We start from the raw sequence: 15,835 nt of genomic DNA, 5'->3' as shown, positions 1-15,835 counted from the left end.
CCTTAGCCCTGCACCACGCGCAGCACTTCAGCCAGGCTGGTCTCGCCGCGGGCCAGGCAATCGCTGGCCATCGCCACCAGGCTCTGGCGCCGATCAGCCAGGTAATCCTGCATGGCCAGCTCACTGGCGCCGTCGTACAACAAGCCGATGAGCCCAGCGTCCAGTTCGATAAATTCGTACAGACCCAGTCGCCCGATATAACCGCTGCCCTGGCACTGCTCGCAGCCCACGGCGTGATAAGTGCTGTCCAGTGCCGCCAGCTCGGGCCACAGCTCGCGCTCGGCGGCCTGTAGCGGGTGCGCCACCGCACAGCCGCACAAACGCCGCACCAGGCGCTGGGCCAGGACGCCGCGTAGGCACGAGGCGATCAGGAAGGGCTCGATGCCCATGTCGCGCAGGCGGGTCACTGCGCCTACCGCGCTGTTGGTGTGCAAGGTCGACAGCACCAGGTGGCCGGTGAGGCTGGCCTGCACGGCGATCTGCGCAGTCTCCTGATCGCGGATTTCGCCGAGCATGATCACGTCAGGGTCCTGACGCAGGATGGCGCGCAGGCCACTGGCAAACGTCAGCCCGGCACGCGGGTTGATGGCGGTTTGGCCAATGCCGGCGATGGCGTACTCCACCGGATCCTCGACGGTGAGGATGTTGCGGCTGCCATCGTTGAGGCTGTTCAGGCTGGCGTACAGGGTCGTGGTCTTGCCCGAACCGGTCGGGCCGGTGGACAACACGATGCCGTTGGGCCGCGCCAGGCAACTGCGCAGGCCCTGCAATACCGCTGCCGGCATGCCCAGGTTATCCAGCGCCAGCAGGCTGGCCTGCTTGTCGAGCACGCGCATCACCACCCGCTCGCCGTGGATGCCGGGCAAGGTCGAGACCCGTACGTCCACTTCGCGCCCCGCCGCGCGCAAGGTGATGCGGCCGTCCTGGGGCTGACGCTTTTCAGCAATGTCCAGGCGGGCCATGACCTTGATCCGTGATACCAGCATGGCCGACAACGCACGTGGAGGGCGCAGCACCTCACGCAGGTGGCCATCGACCCGCAAACGCACCACCAGGCTCTGCTCGAAGGTCTCGATATGGATGTCCGAGGCGCGCAGCCGCAGCGCCTGGCCGAACAGGCCGTTGATCAGGCGGATCACCGGGGCTTCGTCGTCGCTTTCAAGCAGGTCTTCGATGCGCGGCATCTCGCTCATCAGGCTATCCAGGTCGACCTGGTCGCCAATGCCTTCGATCAGCGCTTCGGTGGCGGCATCGCCGGCCTGGTACAGCTGGCCAAGGCGCTCGTCGAACAGCGCAGGTTCCAGGTATTCGAGCAGGCTTGGCTGGCCATGCACACGCAGCAACTCCTGCAACTGGGCATTGTCGGCGTCGGGCCGCAGCCATAGCTGCCAGCCCTGCTCTGCCGGGGCCATGGCCACTCCGCTCTGCCGTGCCTGGCGATAGGGCAGCATCACCAGTCACCGCCTTCCAGGCGTGCGCGGCTGGCGGGGAATACCTGCAACAGCCGCGTGCCCTCTGCAAGGTCCGGCAATTGCAGCGGTGTGGTCTGCTGCAGGGTGCGGTACTTGTCTTCACTGAGGCCCGCCAGGCTCGGGCCGTCGCGCAGAATGCGCGGGCGGATGAACACCATCAGGTTCTGCTTGGCGTTCCTGGTGGCATCGGAGCGGAACAACCGGCCAAGATAAGGAATGTCGCCGAGCAGCGGCACACGCTGGTTGCTGGTACTCAACTCGTCGCTGATCAGGCCGCCAAGTATCACCAGGCCGTTGTCCTCGACCATGACCTTGGTCTTGATCTCGCGCTTGTTGGTGATCACGTCGCTGGCCGAGCTGGTGTCGGCAATCGACGACACCTCCTGAACGATGTCCAGGCGCACGCTGTTGTCGACATTGATCTGCGGCTTGATGCGCAGCTTCACCCCGACTTCCTTGCGCTCGATGGTCTGGTACGGGTTGGCGTTGTTCTGCGTCACGGAGCCGGTGACGAAGGGCACTTCCTGGCCAACCAGGATCGATGCCTCGGCGTTGTCCAGGGTCAGCAAGGTGGGCGTGGACAGCAGGTTGAAGCCGCTCTTGCCCTTCAGCGCGTTGATCAGCATGGCGAAGTTGAAGCCCCCGCCGAAATGGCCGATGCCCGCCGTGGCACCGGTGGTGGTGGACAACAGGTCACCCAGGGCCTCGTTGTCGCCACTCGCGGCGGCCCCGGCAATGCTGGCGATATTCACCCCGTTACTGCCGAAGTTGACGATACCGGCGCCGAACTTCTCGTCGGCGAACAGCCACTGAACGCCCAGCTCCTGGGCGCTGCTGTCGGACACCTCGGCGATGATCGCTTCGACCACCACCTGGGCACGGCGAATGTCCAGTTGCTCGACAATGGCCCGGTACGCTGCCAGCTCGCTGTCGGGGCCGACCATGACCACGGCATTGGTCCCTTCTTCGTATTCCAGGCGGATACCCGGGCCACCGGAGGCTGGCATCACCGGCCGGTCCTTGCCCTCTGCCTCGCCCGCGCCTTCAGCCGGCACCGCCCCTTCCTGGCTGAGCCCTCGCAGCACCTTGACCACTTCACCAGCATTGGCATGGCGCAGGTAGATCACCTGGGTGCTGCCGCTGCCCGGTGCCTCTTGAGGGCGGTCGAGCTGGCGCAGCAGGCTGGCGATGCGTTCGAGGTTGCTGCGCCAGTCAGTCACCACCAACTGGTGCGCCGCCGGGTACGGTGTAATCACCCCAACCCGCGGGTCGATCAGCGGTTTGAGGATGCCCAGTACCTGTTCGCTGGCGGCGTTGCGCACGCTGAATACGCGGGTGGCCACGCTGTCGCTGCCCTCGCCCTGCTGCCCGCCCGCCTCTACCGGCACCGGCTCCAGGCGCGCGGCCTGGTCGGGCACGATTTTCACGCTGCCGTTGGGCAGGTCGACGGTGGCATAGCCCTGGGCGCGCAGTTGGGCCAGGAAGATGTCGTAGATAGCGTCGGCGTCGTGCAGGTCGACAGTGCGCACGGTGACCTTGCCCTTGACCCGGGGGTCGACGATGAAGGTGGTGCCGGTGATACGCGACACGCTGTCGATGAACTCGCCGAGTTCGGTATCGACGAAATTCACTTCGTACATCGGCGTACCGTTGTCATCGAACACCGGCTCTTGGGCATAGGCCATGGACAAGGCCAGGCTCAGCGCAGCCGCCATGCAGTATCTAACAGGCATCGTTCATCCTTGCCGCTTGAAGCCGGTCACGGCGGGGCGTGGCGGCCAGGGCAGGCGCTCACGCCGCCCCTGGTTGTTGAAAATCAGGCCATCGCTGTCGATGTCCTGCAGCACGATCCCTGGCGCCAGGCGCTGACCGCGGGCCAGGGTGCGCACTTGCTCGCCGTAGCGCAGCACCACCACACTGGCGGCCAATGGCTGGGCCTTGAGGCCGCCGAGGTATTGCAGCGGCAGACGGGTAATGGTGATGGCGCCGTCGTCGGGCGGCGCCTGCCAGTGACCGACCATCAGCCCGGGCAGCAGGCTGTCAGCCACCGCAGACGCCTTGGCCGGGTGTGGCTGCCGGCTCAACTGCAGCACACACTGCGCAGACAGCCAGCCGGCCAGGGTCAGGCCAGCGCCGGTGAGCAGACGCGAGGTGAGCATCACGAGGCCAACTGCCGTGGATGCCAGCCTGGGTGCCCCTGCACGTAACGCACTTCGGGCAGTTGCAGCGGCGCCAGTTGCCAGTTGTCAGGCTGACGGGCCAGCCAGGCTTCGACCCGCTGCCACAGTGGCTCGCCGGCCTGGCTTTCGAATTGCAGGCCAAAGGTGCGGCACAGGCCCTGCACCGGCTCCAGCCCCGTGATGCGCTTGCCTTGTGGGCTGTAGCTGACGCTCCAGGCCTGGCCCTGCCAGCGCGGCAGGTCCTGGCTGTTGTCCAGCAGCAACGGGTCACCGAACAATTGTTCAGCGGCGTTTTCCAGCACTTGTTCGACCTGCCTGGCCGGTGCCTCGACCACTGGCGCCGGGTAGCCACCGGTAAGGCTGATCAGGTGTTCGCGGGTAATGGGCGCCCCTGCTGCCAGCGGGTAGTCATAACGCAGGCCCGGCAGCAACACGGGCATGCTGCTATCGTCGGCCAAGGCTTGATGCAGCAGGCGGTCCCAACTGCCGCCACGGGTATCGCGGCGCCACAAGGCCTGGGGCGCGCGGGCCAGCGGCTGGTCGAGCCAAGCCGCGTGGCCGGCCCGTTGCTGGTGCAGTTGCGCCTGCAGTGGCGCGACACGCAGCTGCGCGGCAGGCGCCAGTTGCTGTTCAAAGGCCGGGAAAAAACGCCCGTCGAACTGCCACTGGCCGGCCACACGCTGGCAGCGCAGGCGGAAGGCACCGCTGCCCCGGCAGCCGGCAAACAGCACCGGTACGCGGCGACCGCTGGCCTGGGTGACCTCGACCGGCGCGGGCCACAGGTCCTGACCACGGGCGCACAACAGCACGTCGATTTGCGGCACCCGTTCAGCCAGCCACAGGCCGGGGCCCGTGCCTGCATCGGCCATGGCCACCACCAGGTCAGCCTCGTGCCGGGCTTGTTCGAATACCGGCAGCAGAGACTGGTACCACTGTTTAAGTGAGGCTTTCTGATCCTGGGCGTACGGGTCGGTCACGCCGACCACTGCGATACGGGCACCGCCGCGCTCGAAAACGTGCAGGGCTTGCACACCCAGTGCCTGGCGTTGTGCGTCAGCCAGCCCGGCGCCGAGGGTAATGGCGCTGGCCTGGCGATACAGGCCCGTGCTGCGTTGTGGCCACAGCACACGCTCATCGCTGCTGACCCGCGCTTCGATGCCCAGCAGTTGGCTGCCTTGCACACCACTTTCGCCCTGGGTCAGGTACGCCAGGCCACTGCCATTCCAGCCCTGGCCGTTTTCCAGGGTCAGGCTGTTGCCCGCACCGGCCTCGCCACGCAGTTGTTCCAGCAACGCCGCGAGCACCGCATAACCGCCCAGTTGCGCTGTCGTTGCCTGGCTGGCATCCAGCAGCGGCGCCAGTTGCGGGTAGGCGATACTGGCACTGCGGCCAGTCATCCAGGGCGCGCGGCCCAAATGGCTGACCGGCCCCAACCGGGTAGCCGGTACCACCGCCTGGCCAGGCTGGCGGGCATCGAGGGTATCGGCGACGTACAGCAAGTCGAGCTGGGCGTTGCCGCCCTGCTGCCCTGGGAAGGCTGTGCAGGCGCCGAGCAGCGGTGCCAAGGCACCGATACCCATCCAGCCGATCACTTCGCGCCTGTGCACACTGCTCGCCATCGCATCCGCCATCCTTATCCACGTCCATTCAGGGACCCGGATGTTGCGGCGTTGGCATTACAGTTTGATGGCAGAAATCCGACAGCAATTCCAATTTGATCTGTAGACCACAAATTTAAGAACTGGCAGTTTTAAAAGCTCGTTAACATTTCTGCCAAGGAATCATCACACTTGCGCCTTAAAGTCGCGGTTTCCTCCAACTCAGCCAACACAAGGACACCCTGATGAGTCGAGATACCGGCGACAACCTGGACCGGAACCAAAGCGGCAACCTGCCGATGGCCAACGTCATGGACGCCTACCTGAGCCGCCGCAGCGTCATGCGCGGCAGCCTGGGCGCCGCCATCGCCATGATCGCCGGTACCGGCCTGACAGGCTGCTTCGACGGTGGTGGTTCCGATCACGATGATCCGGTCACCGAGCCCCCGGTGACCGAACCGCCAGTCACCGAGCCGGAAGTGCCGAAACTGGCACTGGGCTTTCAGTCCATCCCAGGCTCGCGCACCGACGCCTGTGTAGTCGCCGCCGGCTATAGCGCCTACGTGCTGGCGCCCTGGGGGACGCCACTGAACAGCAACGGCAACCCGTGGAGGTCCGACGGCAGCAACACCTCGACCGACCAGGCCAACGCCATGGGCATGCACCACGACGGCATGCACTTCTTCCCCATCAACGGCAGCTCGGAAGACGGCCTGCTGGCAATCAATTTCGAGTACATCGACACTGCCGCCCTGCACCCGGCCGGCCCCACTACCGATGTCAACGGCAAGCGCCCGGTTGAAGAAGTGCGCAAGGAAATCAACGCTCACGGTGCTGGCGTTGTACGCCTGCAGAAGATCAACGGCCGCTGGCAAGTGGTCGACAACGACCCGCTGAACCGTCGCTTCACCACGGCTTCACGCATGGAAATCACCGGCCCGCTGCGTGGCACCGACCACGTCAAGACCAAATACTCCACTGCTGGCACCCACTGCCGTGGCACCAACAACAACTGCGGCAACGGCTACACCCCGTGGGGCACCTACCTGACCTGCGAAGAGAACTGGCCGGGCATCTTCGTCAACAAGGGCACCCGCCCCGAGGACCAGCGCCGCATTGGCGTGGGCACCTCCAGCGGCCAGTACAAGTGGGAAACCGCTGCCGGTGACGCCAGCGAAGTGGACGACGAATTCACCCGCTTCGACGTTACCGTCAAAGGCGCCAGCGCCACCGACGACTACCGCAACGAAGCCAGCACCTACGGTTACATCGTCGAGATCGATCCGTACAACAACAGCACCCTGGCCACCAAACGCACTGCGCTGGGCCGCTTCCGCCACGAGGGCTGCGCCCCCGGCCTGCCCGTCGCCGGCAAGCCGCTGGTGTGGTACATGGGTGACGACTCGAACAACGAGTACCTGTACAAGTGGGTGTCCACCGCCGTGTGGGACGCCGCTGATGCCAACCCGGCCGACCGCCTGGCCACCGGCGCCAAGTACCTCGACCAAGGCAAACTCTACGTGGCCCGCTTCAATGCCGACGGCACCGGCGTATGGCTGCTGCTGGACGTGGCCACCGCCACCACCGGCGGCAGCACCCTGGGCGTGCTGTATGGTGACCTGCCGGGCATCATCCTCAACACCCGTGGTGCTGGCGACGCCGTGGGCGCAACGCCGATGGACCGCCCGGAATGGACCACGGTCAACCCGCTGAACGGCGACGTATACCTGACCCTGACCAACAACAGTGCACGTACCCCGGACAAGGTCGATGCAGCGAACCCACGCAGCCCGAACCGACACGGCCACATCATTCGCTGGCACGACAGCGACGACCAACTGAGCTTTACCTGGGACATCTTCGTGTTCGGCGCCAACGCTGCCGGCACCGCCGACATCAACCGCTCCGGCCTGACCGAACTGAACCAGTTCGCCAGCCCCGACGGCATGAGCTTCGATAGCCGCGGCGTGCTGTGGTTTGAGACCGACAACGGCGAAACCACCTTGACCGACTACACCAACGACCAGTTGCTGGCGGTGATCCCTACCGACCTGGTGGATGCCAGCGGCAAGCAGGTGCCGGTGAACGCACAGAACCAGGTGGACCTGCGGCGCTTCTTTGTCGGGCCAAATGGTTGCGAGGTGACCGGTATTACCTTTACCCCGGACAACAAGACGCTGTTCGTCAACATTCAACACCCGGACAACTGGCCGTATACCGACAAGGCGACCGATGCGACGCCGGCTGGGGCTACCGTGCGGCCGCGGGCTTCGACGGTGGTGATCCAGCGTATTGATGGTGGGGAGATCGGGACCGCTTGATAGACCGGGGTACCGGGGCCGCTTTGCGGCCCAATCGCAACGCGAGGCCGCTCTTCGAAGGGATCGAATCCCCCTGAGCCGCCCTTGTGTCGCGATGGGCTGCATAGCAATCCAGCAAAATCTTTCCTTCCACTTCCCCTCGAAACCGCACACACAGTGGCAGTATTCAAGCTACCTGATAAATCTGCCAGTAGACATCCGCCCGCCTGTAGAAAATCATTCGACCACCTACAACTCTGCGGATGACGCATATGCGCTCAACAACGCTACAGTCAAAAAAGAAGCATTTCTTTTTCCAAGGTGACCGATTGGTTTGTGAAGCAAGTGACAGCCCCCGCCACCTGTTGTGGGGCAATGACATGGCATTAGCAGAGTTAGAGATCCCCACACAAGCAGGCCAAATTCTACAATCTGACAATGCCAATTCTGCTTTGCGTGGCATTCCTGAAGGCTTGCCACAAAATTATACACCCTATGGTTTTCTCCACACAGTTCCATCATCACAACTTGTCGCATACAGCGGGCAGCGACTCGACAACGTGCTGCACTGTTACGCACTTGGCAATGGACACCGTTTTTACAGCCCCACATTGAGGCGGTTTCTCCAGCCTGATAACCAGTCTCCATTTCTTAAAGGTGGGCCTAACGGATACAGCTATTGCCAGAACGACCCCATCAATCGGAATGACCCGACTGGACAGTTTTGGGAATGGTTGCGGCAGAAGGTGAGTCAAGGTGTGAGTCAAGGTGTGCGTTGGCTGGCCAATCAGTTGCCAACGCTTTCTGTAGACAGACCACAGTTACCCATCGGCAACAGAAACTCGCAAAATCCAACTCCACGTATCAATTTACATAGAAGGGGACAAACACCGTCACCAGACTCACCCCACATTACCCTACAAGTCGATTACATCGAGGAAGTCGCACAAATAGGAAACCGAGTCCTTAATAGCTCCGATGAGCTAGCTGAAGTTTCTGGACAAGTAATCACCCGCGCCCAAAATTTTGCCGCAGGGGTTATGGTCGGTACTGCAACACGGCTTGCGACTCAAAGTATTCTTGGCACAACCAATACATATCTCCCTCTTGCCACCGCGCTCTCAACTCAGGTATATCTCGACAGAGGCATCATCATTGATGTTCTATCAAGCATTCGAAGCGGCACTACTCAAAATCCCCATGCTCCTTATATTCGTTTTAACGACTGAGGACGGTGGCACAAATTGTGCGCGATGGTGTGAGCTTGTGATGCGCTTTTTTCCCCAAAAAGTATCGCTACGCAATCAGCTGCACGACGAGTCGAGGAGAAGAAATGTTGATCACTTGGGGATGCCAGCGGCAAGCAGGTGCCGGTCAACGCGTCCACATCCAACACTCGGAGAACTGAAGTGCCGGTCAGCCAACTTTTGCTGGCTGTACCGGCCTCTTCGCGGGCAAGCCCGCTCCTACGGGGGGGGGGGCACTGGTTTCAGAACCAGCGTAGGGGCGGATTTGCCCGCTAAGAGGTCAGTGAACGTTACCAGGCTATCGGCTCCCGGCTACGCACCCGCACTTGCTGTGCCGGCACACGGGCATGCCATTGCACCACCCCCAGCGCCTCCACCTGGAACTCGCTGCGCATCACCCGCCCCTCTTCCTCGAACGACAGCTGCAACAGAAAATGCCCGCTGTTGAGCAGCAGCCCTTCGCTCAACCGTTCGAACGTTTCGTCATCCACCGCCCCCAGCGCCTGACGCAGTGCAGCCGCGTCCACATACCCCGACGCCGGCCTGCCGCTGACAATGCGGCTGAGCAACGAACGCGAGTAACGCCCTTCATACAGCGCCTCCAGCAGGGGCAGATGCTCCAACCCCAGCGCATTGGCGTTGAGCCGCCAACCCGTGGTCTGGGGCAAGGCGCACAGCATTGGGTAACGCGCCTGGCGGCTGGCGTCCGGCTCCAGCAACAGGTTCAGCTCGCTGGTGTCGAGCATCGGCTGGTCAGCCGCCAGCCGTGGCGGTTGCTGACGCAGGTACTGGGCGCTCTCGGCGCCCTGCAGGCGGGCATCACTGTCGGCATCGAGCCAGTCGGCCAGGGCATCGACCAGGCGTTCGGCCGCCATGTCATTGCCCAGCAAGTAACGCAACTGGCGCTCGGCGCGTTCGCCATCGGCACCCAGCAACGCATTGACGTTGAAGCAGGTGTGCTGGTCGCGTACCCGCAACTGCGCCTGGCCAGCGCCAAAATCGTAGTTAAGCGGCTGCCCGCGCAAGGCTTGCCAGAACAGCGGACTGAGCCGCCAGGCGGGGTCACGCAGGGCCTGCCCGGCATAGGCCAGGCCGGCCTGTTCCATGGCCCGCACCTGCACTCGCTGGTGCAGCAGGCGCACTTCGTCGACCTGACGCCGGCCATCTTCCACCAGCCAGGCCATGCCCGCCGCCAGCATTGCCAGCACCACCATCACCATCAACAGGGCCGCACCCTGCTGTTGCCTTCCACCCATCGGTGCGTGCCTCGCTCGCGGAATAAAAACGCCAGTCAACACGCGGGGTGTTTCAGGTAGATGGCAGCGCCCGTTCGTCATGTGCTCGTCATCTAGGCAAGGCAGGATTGCCCTTCCTTTTCATGACCTTACAGGAGTGGTCGCTATGGGTGGCATTGGAATCTGGCAACTGGTGATCGTACTGCTGATCGTGTTCTTGCTCTTTGGTACCAAGCGCCTGAAGGGCCTGGGTAGCGATGTGGGCGAGGCGATCCAGGGTTTTCGCAAGTCCATGGGTGGTGACAATGACGCCAGCGCCGCTGACCAGGCGCACGTGCAGCAACAGTGCCCGCTGAACGGCCAAGTTGCCCAGCAATCTCAAGCGGACCGCCAGGCCTGATGTTCGAGGTAGGCTTCAGCGAGTTGCTGCTGATCGGCGTCGTCGCGCTGTTGGTGCTGGGCCCCGAGCGCCTGCCGGTGGCAGCCCGCACCCTCGGCCGCGGCCTGGGCCAGGCGCGCCGGGCCATGCACGCCTTGCGCACGCAGGTGGAGCGCGAAATCGAGATGCCCAACCTCGACCAGGCACCTCTGCAACGCCTGGAACAGGAGATCCGCCAGGGCATCAGCCTGAACGCGGAACCGGCCAATGATGCGGCCACGGCCGTGCTGCCCAAGGAAAATGCTTCATGAGTATTGCCATGGACCCTGCCGCGAGCATGCCCCTGACCGAACACCTGCGCGACCTGCGCAAACGCCTGGTGCGTTGCCTGGCGCTGGTGGCCTTGGTGTTCGCCGGCCTGTTCCCCTTTGCCCAGACGCTGTACACGCTCATATCCGAGCCGCTACGGCGCTTTTTGCCGGAAGGCGCGAGCATGATCGCCACCAGCGTCACCTCGCCCTTTCTGGCACCGTTCAAGCTGACCGCGATGTGCGCCCTGTTCCTGGCCATGCCGCTGCTGCTGCATCAGGCCTGGGGCTTTCTGGCGCCGGGGCTGTACCGCCGTGAACGGCGCATTGCCCTGCCGCTGCTGGTATCGAGCATCGTTTTGTTCTATGCCGGCATGGCGTTCGCGTTCTTTCTGGTGTTCCCGATGATGTTCGGTTTCTTTGCCAGCGTGACGCCGGACGGTGTGGCGATGATGACCGATATCAGCCAGTACCTGGACTTTATCCTGGCGCTGTTTCTGGCCTTCGGGCTGGCGTTCGAGATCCCGGTGGCGACGTTCATCGTGGTCTGGGCAGGGTTGGCCGATGTGGCCACATTGCGGCGCAGCAGGCCCTACGTGGTCGTCGGGTGCTTTGTGGTGGGGATGATCCTGACACCGCCGGATGTGTTTTCGCAGACGATGCTGGCAGTGCCGATGTGGGTGCTGTTCGAGGTGGGGTTGCTGGCTTGTGGAATGTTGAAGCGGCCGGAGCCAGGCAAGGAGATTGTGGCTGGATTGTAGGGCCCTTTCGCGGGTACGCCCGCGAATAGCCGTGATGCGTTCTAGAACTCGGCGAGCCGCCAGACTTCATAGGCTGGCGTCTCGTACGGGTGGCTCTGCTTGAGCGCAGCGACGACCTGGGCCACCAGCTCGTCAGCCACCACCAGCTCCACCTTCCACTCTTCCACCACCTCGACCTGGCCGGTTTGCCCGAGGAACGGCTGGCTGCCGTCCAACGGGCGGAACTGGCCCTGGCCAAGGGTTTGCCAGGCGCAGTGCTCATAGTCACCGATGCGCCCGCCGCCAGCAGCGAACACAGCGGCCTTGACCACTTCGACATGGCTGGCGGGGACGAAGAAGGCGAGCTTGTACACGCCTTAGTTCACCCACACCCGCGCGTTGCGGAACATACGCATCAGCGCGGCATCTTCCTGCCACTCGTCCGGGCGCCAGGAGTTCTGCACAGCGCGGAACACACGCTCCGGGTGCGGCATCATGATGGTCACGCGGCCGTCGCGGCTGGTCAGGCCAGTGATACCACGCGGCGAGCCGTTCGGGTTGGCCGGGTAGGCTTCGGTGACCTTGCCGTGGTTGTCGACGTAGCGCAGGGCCACGCAACCGGACACGTCAGCGGCCAGCAGTGCTTCTTCGCTGGCGAACTCGGCATGGCCTTCGCCGTGGGCGATGGCGATCGGCATGCGCGAACCGGCCATGCCCTGCAGGAAGATCGAGTTGGACTTCTGCACTTCGACCATGGCCACGCGGGCCTCGAACTGCTCCGAGCGGTTGCGCACGAAGTGCGGCCAGTACTCGGTGCCCGGGATCAGCTCGTGCAGGTTGGACATCATCTGGCAACCGTTGCACACGCCCAGGGCGAAGCTGTCGGTACGCTCGAAGAAGGCCTGGAAGGCGTCACGGGCACGGGCGTTGAACAGCGCCGACTTGGCCCAGCCTTCGCCAGCGCCCAGCACGTCACCGTACGAGAAGCCGCCACAGGCGACCAGGCCCTTGAAGGCTTCGAAGTCGACACGGCCAGCGAGAATATCGCTCATGTGCACGTCGATGGCGGCGAAGCCGGCGCGGTCGAAGGCAGCAGCCATCTCGACCTGGCCGTTGACGCCCTGCTCGCGCAGGATGGCCACTTGCGGGCGCACGCCTTTCTTGATGTAAGGCGCCGCGATGTCGTCGTTGACGTCGAAGCCCAGCTTCACCGACAGACCTGGGTTGTCTTCCTCGAGCAGCAGGTCGAACTCCTGGTCAGCGCAGTCGGCGTTATCGCGCAGGCGCTGGATCTGGTAGCTGGTTTCAGCCCACTGGCGCTGCAGCATGCGACGGTCATCGTCGAACAGCACTTCGCCGTTCAGGCTGATGGTCACTTCAGCGTTGTTGACTGGCTTGCCGATCACCGCGACGCACTCTTCACCCAGGCCAGCAGCGCTGAACTGAGCCAGCACGTCCGGGGTAGCATCCTGGCGAACCTGGATCACCGCACCCAGCTCCTCGTTGAAGAGGATGGCCGGCACTTCGCCCTTGCTGTCGGTCAGCGGGTCGAGTTGCAGGTCGAGGCCGCAGTGGCCGGCGAAGGCCATTTCCAGCACGGTGGTGACTAGGCCGCCGTCGGAACGGTCGTGGTAGGCCAGCAGGTGGCCGTCGGCGTTCAGGCCCTGGATCACGGCGAAGAAGGCCTTGAGGTCTTCGGCGTCGTCGACGTCCGGTGCCTGGGCAGCGATCTTGCCGTAGGTCTGGGCCAGGATCGAGGCGCCCATGCGGTTCTTGCCGCGGCCCAGGTCGATCAGGATCAGGTCGGTCTCGCCCTTGTCCATGCGCAGTTGCGGGGTCAGGGTCTTACGGATGTCGGTGACCGGGGCGAAGCCGGTGATGATAAGCGACATCGGCGAGGTGACGCTCTTCTCGACGCCCTCGTCGCTCCACTTGGTCTTCATCGACATCGAGTCTTTGCCGACCGGAATGGTGATGCCCAACTCCGGGCACAGCTCCATGCCGACAGCCTTCACGGTGTCGTACAGGCGTGCGTCTTCACCTGGGTGACCAGCAGCGGACATCCAGTTGGCCGACAGTTTGATGTCGGACAGCTTTTCGATGCGCGAAGCCGCCAGGTTGGTCAGGGTTTCGCCGATGGCCATGCGGCCGGACGCCGGGGCATCCAGCAGCGCCAGCGGCGTACGCTCGCCCATGGCCATGGCTTCACCGGTGTAGACGTCGAAGCTGGTGGCGGTAACGGCGCAGTCAGCCACCGGAACCTGCCACGGACCGACCATCTGGTCGCGGGCAACCAGGCCGGTGATGGTGCGGTCGCCAATGGTGATCAGGAAGCTCTTGCTGGCCACGGCCGGGTGGTTCAGCACGCGCTGGACGGCGCTGTCCAGGTCCAGTTCGCTCGGGTCGAAGTCATCGCCCAGCTCGGCTTCGCGGGTAACCGAACGGTGCATGCGCGGCGGCTTGCCCAGCAGCACGTCCAGCGGCATGTCCACCGGGGTGTTGCCGAAGTGGCTGTCGCTGACGGTCAGGTGCGGTTCTTCAGTGGCTTCACCGACCACGGCAAACGGGCAACGCTCGCGCTCGCAGATGGCCTTGAAGCGCTCGAAGTCGACCGCGCTGACGGCCAGCACGTAACGCTCTTGCGATTCGTTGCTCCAGATTTCGTGCGGGGCCATGCCCGGCTCGTCGTTGGGCACGTTGCGCAGCTCGAAGCGGCCACCGCGGCCACCGTCGTTGACCAGCTCAGGGAAGGCGTTGGAAATACCGCCAGCGCCCACGTCGTGGATGAAGGCGATCGGGTTGTTGTCGCCCAGCTGCCAGCAACGGTCGATGACCTCCTGGCAACGGCGCTCCATTTCCGGGTTTTCGCGCTGTACCGAAGCGAAATCCAGGTCAGCCGAACTGGCACCGGTAGCCACCGACGAAGCAGCGCCGCCGCCCAGGCCGATCAGCATGGCCGGGCCACCGAGCACGATCAGCTTGGCGCCGACAGTGATTTCACCCTTCTGCACGTGGTCTTCACGGATGTTGCCCATACCGCCGGCGAGCATGATCGGCTTGTGGTAGCCGCGCACTTCTTCACCGTGCGGGGTGCTGATGGCTTGCTCGAAGGTACGGAAGTAACCGGTCAGGGCCGGGCGGCCGAATTCGTTGTTGAACGCAGCGCCGCCAAGAGGGCCTTCGATCATGATGTCGAGGGCGTCGACGATACGCTCGGGCTTGCCATAGGCCTGCTCCCAAGGCTGTTCGAAGCCTGGAATGCGCAGGTTGGACACGGTGAAGCCGGTCAGGCCGGCCTTGGGCTTGGCGCCACGGCCGGTCGCACCTTCGTCGCGGATTTCGCCACCGGAGCCGGTGGAGGCGCCGGAGAACGGGGCGATGGCGGTCGGGTGGTTGTGCGTTTCCACCTTCATCAGGATGTGCACCGGCTCCTGCACCGCGCCGTACTGGCGGGTTTCAGGGTTCGGGAAGAAGCGGCCGGCAACGTTGCCGACGATCACCGAGGCGTTGTCCTTGTACGCCGACAGCACACCTTCGTTGTGCATCTGGTAGGTGTTTTTGATCATGCCGAACAGGCTTTTTTCCTGGGCCTGGCCGTCGATATCCCAACTGGCGTTGAAGATCTTGTGGCGGCAGTGCTCGGAGTTGGCCTGGGCGAACATCATCAGTTCGATGTCGTTCGGGTTGCGCTTGAGGCCCTGGAAGGCATTGACCAGGTAGTCGATCTCGTCTTCGGCCAGGGCCAGGCCCAGGTCGATGTTGGCCTTGGCCAGGGCATCGCGACCGCCGGAAAGGATGTCCACCGAGGTCATAGGCTTGGGCTGGGCGTGGCTGAACAGGTCAGCGGCCTGCTCCAGCTGGCCGAGCACCCGCTGGGTCATCCGGTCGTGCAGTTCGGCGGCGATCAGGGCGGCGTCAGCGTCGCTCAGGGTGCCGGCCACGTAGTAGGCGATGCCGCGCTCCAGGCGCTGGATCGACTGCAGGCCGCAGTTGTGGGCGATGTCGCTGGCCTTGCTGGCCCATGGCGAAATGGTGCCCAGGCGCGGTACCACCAGGAACAGACGACCCGTCGGCTCCTGTACCGGCACGCTCGGGCCGTACTTGAGCAGACGGCCCAGCACCTGCTGCTGGTCGGCGGTCAGCTCGCCGTCAACATCGGCGAAGTGGGCAAATTCGGCATACAAACCAGTAACAGCGGGGACTTTCTGGCTCAGTTGCTCGAGTAATTTACCGTGGCGAAAGGCAGAAAGGGCAGGAGCGCCGCGCAGGATCAACATCGTCGGGACAGCCTCAGGAAGGGGTGTGCTTAGAGGCCGTGCATTCTAGCCTAATTCGATGGCTTTCGGCACCTGCTCTAAGCCACGCCTGCCGGGCGG

12 protein-coding genes are annotated in these 15,835 nt (G+C 63.8%); 5 read left to right on the top strand and 7 right to left on the bottom strand.

Features of this window, described 5'->3' with window-relative positions; all coding sequences use genetic code 11:
* Positions 1 to 2 precede the first annotated feature (2 nt).
* Genes BJQ17_RS09885 through BJQ17_RS09870 form a run of 4 tightly spaced genes read right to left on the bottom strand, consistent with a single transcriptional unit; the run spans position 3 to position 5,271 of the window.
* Positions 3 to 1,451, bottom strand: a complete 1,449-nt coding sequence (locus BJQ17_RS09885; protein WP_004575679.1) for a GspE/PulE family protein — start codon at positions 1,449 to 1,451, stop codon at positions 3 to 5.
* The gene (gspD, locus tag BJQ17_RS09880) at positions 1,451 to 3,187 is read right to left on the bottom strand and encodes a type II secretion system secretin GspD (RefSeq protein WP_047605025.1); all 1,737 of its coding nucleotides are present in this window, start codon (positions 3,185 to 3,187) and stop codon (positions 1,451 to 1,453) included. The genes BJQ17_RS09885 and gspD overlap by 1 nt, the downstream gene beginning before the upstream one ends.
* 21 nt (positions 3,188 to 3,208) lie before the next feature.
* Entirely contained in the window at positions 3,209 to 3,631 is a 423-nt protein-coding gene (locus tag BJQ17_RS09875) for a pilus assembly protein PilZ (protein ID WP_070095972.1), read from the bottom strand.
* On the bottom strand, positions 3,631 to 5,271 hold the full coding sequence (locus BJQ17_RS09870; protein ID WP_033726021.1) for a lipoprotein UxpA: 1,641 nt from the start codon (positions 5,269 to 5,271) through the stop codon (positions 3,631 to 3,633). Before BJQ17_RS09870 ends, BJQ17_RS09875 begins: the two co-directional genes overlap by 1 nt.
* Before the next feature lie 224 nt (positions 5,272 to 5,495).
* Between BJQ17_RS09870 and BJQ17_RS09865 the strand changes: the two genes are divergently transcribed.
* Positions 5,496 to 7,571, top strand: coding sequence for a PhoX family phosphatase (locus BJQ17_RS09865; RefSeq protein WP_070095971.1), 2,076 nt, complete (start codon positions 5,496 to 5,498; stop codon positions 7,569 to 7,571).
* Positions 7,572 to 7,822: 251 nt separating this feature from the next.
* Positions 7,823 to 8,779: an RHS repeat-associated core domain-containing protein gene (locus BJQ17_RS29880; RefSeq protein ID WP_085987249.1), complete on the top strand. Its 957-nt coding sequence runs from the start codon at positions 7,823 to 7,825 to the stop codon at positions 8,777 to 8,779.
* A gap of 308 nt (positions 8,780 to 9,087) precedes the next feature.
* On the opposite strand, the gene gspK is transcribed toward BJQ17_RS29880, so the two are convergent.
* Positions 9,088 to 10,053 carry a type II secretion system minor pseudopilin GspK gene (gspK, locus tag BJQ17_RS09860; RefSeq protein ID WP_003255010.1) on the bottom strand — a complete coding sequence of 322 codons (966 nt, stop codon included), beginning with the start codon at positions 10,051 to 10,053 and terminating at the stop codon, positions 9,088 to 9,090.
* Between the two features lie 145 nt (positions 10,054 to 10,198).
* Between gspK and tatA the strand changes: the two genes are divergently transcribed.
* From tatA to tatC, 3 genes are read left to right on the top strand one after another with little or no spacing between them, the layout of a single operon-like run.
* Positions 10,199 to 10,432 (top strand): twin-arginine translocase TatA/TatE family subunit, encoded by a 234-nt coding sequence (gene tatA, locus BJQ17_RS09855; protein WP_003255011.1) that lies wholly within the window; start codon positions 10,199 to 10,201, stop codon positions 10,430 to 10,432.
* On the top strand, positions 10,432 to 10,722 hold the full coding sequence (tatB, locus tag BJQ17_RS09850) for a Sec-independent protein translocase protein TatB (protein ID WP_003255013.1): 291 nt from the start codon (positions 10,432 to 10,434) through the stop codon (positions 10,720 to 10,722). The genes tatA and tatB overlap by 1 nt, the downstream gene beginning before the upstream one ends.
* Positions 10,719 to 11,480 (top strand): twin-arginine translocase subunit TatC, encoded by a 762-nt coding sequence (gene tatC / locus BJQ17_RS09845; RefSeq protein ID WP_003255015.1) that lies wholly within the window; start codon positions 10,719 to 10,721, stop codon positions 11,478 to 11,480. The genes tatB and tatC overlap by 4 nt, the downstream gene beginning before the upstream one ends.
* Positions 11,481 to 11,521: 41 nt before the next feature.
* On the opposite strand, the gene BJQ17_RS09840 is transcribed toward tatC, so the two are convergent.
* Positions 11,522 to 11,833, bottom strand: a complete 312-nt coding sequence (locus BJQ17_RS09840; RefSeq protein WP_003255016.1) for an NIF3 1 — start codon at positions 11,831 to 11,833, stop codon at positions 11,522 to 11,524.
* A gap of 3 nt (positions 11,834 to 11,836) precedes the next feature.
* Positions 11,837 to 15,736 (bottom strand): phosphoribosylformylglycinamidine synthase, encoded by a 3,900-nt coding sequence (gene purL, locus BJQ17_RS09835; protein WP_003255017.1) that lies wholly within the window; start codon positions 15,734 to 15,736, stop codon positions 11,837 to 11,839.
* Between the last annotated feature and the right edge of the window lie 99 nt (positions 15,737 to 15,835).

This window comes from Pseudomonas sp. NBRC 111139 (assembly GCF_001753955.1).
Taxonomy (GTDB): Bacteria; Pseudomonadota; Gammaproteobacteria; order Pseudomonadales; family Pseudomonadaceae; genus Aquipseudomonas; species Aquipseudomonas alloputida.
This window is presented reverse-complemented; position numbering and strand designations above follow the sequence as displayed.